6 protein-coding genes, 1 tRNA gene and 1 pseudogene are annotated in these 6,774 nt (G+C 40.5%); 3 read left to right on the top strand and 5 right to left on the bottom strand.

What is annotated here, in order from left to right:
- From BAZSYMA_RS03145 to uppS, 3 genes and pseudogenes are all read right to left on the bottom strand, one after another.
- Positions 1-223 (bottom strand): annotated as a pseudogene (locus tag BAZSYMA_RS03145) (1-deoxy-D-xylulose-5-phosphate reductoisomerase); the annotation flags it as partial.
- Positions 220-1,059 carry a phosphatidate cytidylyltransferase gene (locus BAZSYMA_RS03140; protein ID WP_143243081.1) on the bottom strand — a complete coding sequence of 280 codons (840 nt, stop codon included), beginning with the start codon at positions 1,057-1,059 and terminating at the stop codon, positions 220-222. The pseudogene BAZSYMA_RS03145 and the gene BAZSYMA_RS03140, both read right to left, overlap by 4 nt.
- Positions 1,010-1,699 (bottom strand): polyprenyl diphosphate synthase, encoded by a 690-nt coding sequence (uppS, locus tag BAZSYMA_RS03135; protein ID WP_090715555.1) that lies wholly within the window; start codon positions 1,697-1,699, stop codon positions 1,010-1,012. Before uppS ends, BAZSYMA_RS03140 begins: the two co-directional genes overlap by 50 nt.
- Before the next feature lie 39 nt (positions 1,700-1,738).
- Between uppS and hisF the strand changes: the two genes are divergently transcribed.
- Positions 1,739-2,506, top strand: coding sequence for an imidazole glycerol phosphate synthase subunit HisF (gene hisF / locus BAZSYMA_RS03130; protein WP_090715554.1), 768 nt, complete (start codon positions 1,739-1,741; stop codon positions 2,504-2,506).
- Between the two features lie 2 nt (positions 2,507-2,508).
- Here hisF and BAZSYMA_RS03125 read toward each other — a convergent pair whose 3' ends face one another.
- Both BAZSYMA_RS03125 and BAZSYMA_RS03120 read right to left on the bottom strand, forming a co-directional pair.
- Complete coding sequence (locus BAZSYMA_RS03125) at positions 2,509-3,105, bottom strand: outer-membrane lipoprotein carrier protein LolA (protein WP_090715552.1); 597 nt, start codon at positions 3,103-3,105, stop codon at positions 2,509-2,511.
- Positions 3,095-5,353 carry a DNA translocase FtsK gene (locus BAZSYMA_RS03120; protein WP_090715550.1) on the bottom strand — a complete coding sequence of 753 codons (2,259 nt, stop codon included), beginning with the start codon at positions 5,351-5,353 and terminating at the stop codon, positions 3,095-3,097. The genes BAZSYMA_RS03125 and BAZSYMA_RS03120 overlap by 11 nt, the downstream gene beginning before the upstream one ends.
- Positions 5,354-5,418: 65 nt before the next feature.
- On the opposite strand from BAZSYMA_RS03120, the gene trxB reads away from it, so the two are divergent.
- Entirely contained in the window at positions 5,419-6,363 is a 945-nt protein-coding gene (gene trxB / locus BAZSYMA_RS03115) for a thioredoxin-disulfide reductase (RefSeq protein ID WP_090715548.1), read from the top strand.
- Positions 6,364-6,398: 35 nt separating this feature from the next.
- Positions 6,399-6,474: transfer RNA gene (locus tag BAZSYMA_RS03110), tRNA-Phe, on the top strand.
- Positions 6,475-6,774 lie beyond the last annotated feature (300 nt).

Raw genomic sequence — 6,774 nt, 5'->3', positions numbered from 1 at the left:
CTTCTGTGTTGTTACTCACCACTTTTGAAAGCGCTTCAGCAGCGGACTCATCCGTCATCACGACAAACTTAGGCTGGAATTTTTCACACAGTGTTTGCATTTTTTGCCAGTTAGTGTGAGCACTTAAGGCAAAAATATTAAATTTATCAGGATGTAGTGCTACCACTGATAGCGTACTATCGCCAATTGAGCCTGTTGCGCCTAGAACCGTGATATTTTTCATAACAAAAATATTAAACCTATTACAAAGATTGGTGTGGCAGCTAAAAGCCCGTCAATGCGGTCTAATACTCCGCCATGTCCAGGCAAAATATTGCCAGAGTCTTTGACGCCTGCTTCACGCTTGTAGATGCTCTCATACAAGTCGCCCACTACAGAAAAGACACCAGTGATCAGCGCAAGCAGTAAGAATTTCCAATTTGTTTCATTGTAAAAATACATCCATGCACCAGTAATTAAAAGTACGCCTATTAAGCCACCAACAACGCCTTCAACGGTTTTCCCTCCACTTAACCTGGGCGCAAGTTTGTGTTTGCCAAAGGCTTTGCCTGAGAAATAAGCAAAACTATCTGCGCCCCAAACAATTAAAAACAATAACAATATCAAGTAAGGCTTAAAAACAAACAAACAAAACAAAGGGGTGAACAAAAATATGGCCTTAATAGGCGTAAAAATATCCAGAGGCTTTGATCTTGGATAGTTTACAACCATCCAAAAGTTATTAGCCCACCAAAGCAACACGACCGCTAGTGCATAAGCATATGCTATTTTTGTGAATGTAAGATAATAAAAAATTGCTGGTGAAATTATCGTAATATAACTACCGAGTGCCAACATAATGATGCTAATAATTTTATTTGTGGTTGAAATTTGGATAAGTTTAAGGAATTCATACATACTTATCACAACCGTCATAATTATGAATAGTTCAAAACTAATTGGCAATTCAAATAACAAGAACAATATTAGCGGTATTGAAACTAAAGTGGTTAGTATTCTTTTAGACAGTTCACTCATCTCGCCCTCCGTAGCGTCTATCACGCTGATTAAAGCTTTCAACTGCCTTGTTTAATTCCCCTGTATTAAAATCAGGCCAAAGTGTGCTGGTAAAATATAATTCGCTATAAGCAATATCCCAAAGTAAAAAATTACTGATGCGTTGCTCGCCACTGCTACGAATGAGTAAATCTACGGCATTATTCTCTAATGATAAATATTGTGCAAAGTTTTGTTCACTTAACGTATCAGCATCCACCCCATTGGCAATTGCTTGCTTGCAAGCGTTGACAATATCCCACCTGCCGCCATAGTTAGCAGCAATCACTAAGGTTAGCCCCGTATTGTCTGCTAATAAGGCTTGTGCTTCTACTGCAGTTTTTTGTACAGCATCAGGAAATAGCGATAGTTTGCCAATAATTTTGAGTCGGACATTGTATTTTTTGAGCTTTTTAACCTCTTGTTTGAGCACGCTTAAAAATAATTTAAACAATAAAGTTACTTCTTTTTCGCAACGGTTTTTATTTTCACTGCTAAAGGCAAACAAGGTGAGTGTTTGCACGCCGAGTACACTACAATGTTTAACAATATTTCGCACTGCATCCACCCCTTTTTTATGCCCTGCAATACGGGGCAATTTGCGTTTTTTTGCCCAGCGACCGTTGCCGTCCATAATAATTGCAATATGTTTAGGGATATTCATAAATGCAGATTTTACCGTAATTCGGTATAATTCAAACTTATGAGTTTAGCGAAAAGAATTATTCCTTGTCTTGATGTGCGTGATGGTCGCGTGGTCAAGGGTGTACAGTTTGTAGATATTAAAGATGCAGGTGATCCCGTTGAGGTAGCTAAGCGCTATGATTTAGAGGGCGCTGATGAGATTACTTTTTTGGACATTACTGCTACGAGCGAGGATAGAGGTACCACGGTACATATGGTTGAGGCGATTGCTAATCAGGTGTTTATTCCTTTGACTGTGGGCGGAGGTATCCGCAAAGCGCGCGATGTGCGCGATATGTTAAATGCAGGTGCAGATAAGGTGGCAGTAAATTCTGCGGCCATTTTTAACCCCCGTTTAATCAACCAACTCAGTGAAGAGTTTGGCTCTCAGTGTATTGTGATTGCGATTGATGCTAAAAAAGTAGCTGCAGGCAAGTGGGAGATTTTCACTCATGGTGGGCGTAAATCAACAGGTATTGATGCACTTGAATGGGCGGTAAAAATGACACAAGGTGAGAACGGTGCTGGTGAGGTGCTATTGACATCAATGGATTGCGACGGTGTTAAGGCAGGGTTTGATTTAGTGCTTACCAGGGCAGTAGCAAATGCAGTTGATGTGCCAGTGATTGCCTCTGGCGGTGTGGGTAATTTAGAACACTTATCTGAAGGCGTTTTACAAGGCGGTGCAGACGGGGTATTGGCCGCTAGTATTTTTCATTTTGGTGAATATACTATCGAGCAGGCTAAGCAGGCCATGCAAGAAAATGGCATAGAAGTTAGGTTGTAAAGCTACCTAATAATATCAAAACTTGAGTCAATGCTTAACTCAAAAGTTTTTGGTGTGATAGTGGGGTTAATAGCCAATTGGTCGAAGGTAATGGTGATAATTTGCCCAAGTTCATTATCTAGTGAAATAGCACGCAACAAACCATCTGTAAAGCCAAACTCTATTGGCTGACTGTATGTGTTTGTTGCTAAGTACCAATCAATGCCGCCTTCACTATGAGAAAATTTTGGCGTATTCTTGAGGGAATCAGGTCTGTTAATCAGCCAATAGAGCGGCGTTTTAGAAAGGTCTTTTTTTTCTTGTAAAACAGCCTGCTCAAGCTCGGTATCAATTTGCCATAATTCGTGATTGTTCAGTAGCAATATTTGGTCGTTGGGTTTTTTCGTGTGCCAGAATAATTTTTTTGGACGCTGAAATGCAAAACTACCTGTCGTGCTACTTATCAATGTAAAGCCTTCGTCATAAACTGTTTGTGAGAAGTTGGCTTTCAGCGACTCTACCGAATTGAAAAACTCAAAGAACTGGTTGGTTTTGCTATTGCCACTGATGGCAACATTTGCCCATAAGGCGGTGATTAGAATGAATATTTTAATTTTCATCAATTGGTCCCGGTGCTAATACTTGCCGATTGCCTGCACTATTCATGCCACTAACAACACCTGCTGCTTCCATGTCTTCAATAATACGCGCCGCACGATTGTAGCCAATACGCAAGCGTCGTTGTAGGCTTGAAATAGAGGCTCTGCGTGTTGAGGTAACAATCTGCACTGATTTATCATACAATTCATCCGTCTCACCTACATGCTCCCCAGTGCCTTCATGCGAATCAGTGGATTCGCTATGAGAGTTTACAACACTATTAAGATAATTGGTTTGTGAATGTTCACGCAAGAAACCAACCACATTTGCAATCTCATCATCGCTAACAAAAGCACCATGCACACGAGATAGATGTGAGATGCCTGGTGTCATATAAAGCATATCACCCATGCCTAACAATTGCTCTGCACCGCCTTGGTCAAGAATGGTGCGAGAGTCAACTTTTGAAGTAACTTTAAAAGCAATGCGAGAAGGTACATTGGATTTAATAAGTCCGGTAATCACATCAACACTTGGGCGCTGAGTGGCAATAATTAAATGAATGCCTGCAGCACGCGCCTTTTGTGCAAGACGGATAATAAGTGCTTCTACACGCTTAGCCTTAGTACGATCTTCTTGTTGCAGTGCACCTAACATATCGGCGTATTCATCAATCACCAACATAATCAGTGGTAATGACTCTAATTCAGGTGCGCTCTCGCCTTCTTCAGCGGTTTCTTCTTTAAAAGACGGGTCAAGTAAGGGCGAGTTTTTCTTTTTGGCTTTTTCAAGTTTTTCGTTAAAGCCCTCAATATTACGCACCCCAAATGTAGCCAATAGTGAATAACGACGCTCCATTTCATTCACACACCACCACAGTGCAGAAGCCGCTTGATTCATATCAGTGATAACGGGGGTTAGCAAGTGAGGCACATCGTTGTAACAAGACAGCTCAACAATTTTAGGGTCAATCATAATGATACGCACTTGCTCTGGTGTGGCTTTATACAGCACACTTAAAATCATTGCGTTCAAGCCAACAGATTTCCCCATTCCTGTTGATCCTGCTACTAACAAGTGTGGCATTTTTGCCAAATTTGCGACCACGGGCTGACCGTTAATATCTTTACCAAGCCCCATGGTAAGCATAGAAGGTGAGTTATTAAATTCATTAGAAGATAAAACCTCTTTAAGTCCAATCATTTCTCGCTGGGTATTTGGAATTTCTAAACCAATAACAGGTTTACCTGGAATAACATCAACAATACGAACGCTTTCAACCAACAAGGCGCGAGCAAGGTCTTTGTTCAGGTTCATAATTTGTGATACTTTTACGCCTGGTGCCAGTGATAACTCAAACTGTGTGATTACTGGACCGGGTGTGACCGCGGTGATACTGACATCAAAGCCGAAATCTTTGAGTTTGATTTCCACTTGCTGTGACATTTCTTCAATTTCTTTTTCAGAGTAACCCTTGGTGTTCTTTTTAATATCATCAAGTAGTGACAAATCAGGCAGACCCGTTAATGTTTTATTATTAGGCAGGCTGGCGTTGTTTGTAGTAGCTGTGGTTTTTCTCTTTACTGGTTTTGTTTTAGCAGACCTTAGCTTGCCAAATAGGCCTATTTTTTTGGCTGCTAGCTTTGATGTAGGCGTAATGGTCGCTTTAGCTTTAGAGCTTTTCATTTTGAATTTTGCAAACAAAGTGGCAATGAAGGCAAAGACATTTTTCCATAGTGGCGGGCTAGCAATACCAGTGCTAATCATAATAACGCCAAGATAAACAACAATGGATATTGAGCCAAATAATACGCCAAAGTAGTTGTGTAATATATTGCCAATATCACCACCTGCAGGGCCCTTGTTTGTGGAAAGTTGTGCAAGTAATGCAAGTAATGCTGAAAACGAGATAATCAGTACAATCGTTGCAATAAATCGAACTCTAGCCACATTGGGGTTGGCAGGCTTTTGCTCAGCATTTTTGTGGATTTTATAACCCAGCCAAATTAATGAGATTGGAATCAGGTAGGCGCTATAACCTAAAAATGATAAGCCAATATCACTTAAGTAGGCGCCAACAATCCCTGCTGAATTTGTTATTGGCTCTTCAAGTGCGCTAGACAGTGGTGTTTCTATTGGTGAATGAGATATAAGCGCAACAAGGAATACTAAGCCGAAGGTGGTAAGTGCGATAAAAAATATCTCGCTTTTTATGCGTGAGCGAGGCTGGGAAATATTGCGAGAGGTGAGTTTGTTATTTTTTTTCAAGGTGATTTGTGTTTGCTTTATAATAGCTATTTTAATTTGTATAAGTATAAAGGATTGGTATTTAAATGAGCAAGAATAAACACTGTAAAGTTTTAATTGTTGGTTCTGGCCCTGCGGGTTATTCTGCGGCTATTTATGCGGCCAGAGCAAACCTTAACCCAGTTATTGTTAGCGGTATGGAGCAAGGGGGTCAGTTAATGAGCACCACCGATGTGGATAATTGGCCGGGTGACAATGAAGGTGTGCAAGGCCCTGATTTAATGACGCGTATGCAGCAACACGCCGAGCGTTTTAACACTGAAATTATTAATGACACTATTACTGAAGTTGATTTTTCATCTAAGCCTTTTAAATTAAACAGTGCTGATACAACTTACACTGCTGATGCTGTGATTATTGCCACAGGCGCAAGTGCGCGTTACTTAGGTCTAGAATCAGAAGAAGCCTTCAAAGGTAGAGGTGTAAGCGCTTGTGCAACTTGCGATGGTTTCTTTTATCGTGGGCAGAAGGTTGCTGTGATTGGTGGAGGTAATACCGCAGTAGAGGAGGCATTGTTCTTATCAAACATAGCAGACCATGTTACTATTGTGCATCGTAGAGATAAATTCTCTAGTGAAAAGATTTTGTCTGAGCAACTTATTAAGAAGTCAAAAACGGGCAATATTACCATTGAATACAATAACAACCTTGATGAGGTATTGGGCGATGATGCAGGCGTGACAGGGTTGAGGCTGAAGAACAATGATGGCAGCACTAAAGATATTGATGTGCATGGTGTGTTTATTGCTATTGGGCATACACCAAATACGGGTATTTTTGAAGGCAGTGTAGAAATGAATCATGGCTATATTCAGATACAAAGTGGCACACAAGGCAATGCTACTCAGACCAGTGTTGAAGGGGTATTTGCAGCGGGAGATGTGGCAGACCATATTTATCGTCAAGCCATTACTTCAGCAGGTTCAGGCTGTATGGCAGCACTTGATGCTGAAAGATTTTTAGGTGAATAGTTTTAATTATAGGTATAATGCCATCTTTGTCGTAAGGCCACATAGCTCAGTTGGTAGAGCAAGGGACTGAAAATCCCTGTGTCCCTAGTTCAATTCTAGGTGTGGCCACCATATTTTTTAAAAAAGCCCGTATCTTTACGGGCTTTTTTTATTTGTGCTCTACAAAACTATATTAGAATTTATATATATACTAGACTTGTAATATTATATTTTCGTGATATAATATTCACATGTCACCATTTCTCCCCCAATGAAATTTTATCCTCTCCTCAAGTAGATAAATAAATGGTGACATACTAATTCCTCTAAAACCCTTGCTCTGGCAAGGGTTTTTTTTGGATTATCAGTAATTAGTCGCCCCTTAAAAACCACTCCAAACAAACCAAAACCACCCCATTTTGCCAACCATCC

The sequence above is a fragment of the Bathymodiolus azoricus thioautotrophic gill symbiont genome, assembly GCF_001298715.1.
Classification (GTDB): Bacteria; Pseudomonadota; Gammaproteobacteria; order PS1; family Pseudothioglobaceae; genus Thiodubiliella.
Note: the sequence above shows the minus strand (reverse complement) of the source record. Positions and strands in the feature narration are given on the sequence as shown.

Excerpts from the sequence above, each read along its gene's own strand:
- trxB (WP_090715548.1), top strand. The coding sequence starts at position 5,419 with ATGAGCAAGAATAAACACTGTAAAGTTTTAATTGTTGGTTCTGGCCCT.
- BAZSYMA_RS03125 (WP_090715552.1), bottom strand. The coding sequence starts at position 3,105 with ATGAAAATTAAAATATTCATTCTAATCACCGCCTTATGGGCAAATGTT.
- hisF (WP_090715554.1), top strand. The coding sequence starts at position 1,739 with ATGAGTTTAGCGAAAAGAATTATTCCTTGTCTTGATGTGCGTGATGGT.
- uppS (WP_090715555.1), bottom strand. The coding sequence starts at position 1,699 with ATGAATATCCCTAAACATATTGCAATTATTATGGACGGCAACGGTCGC.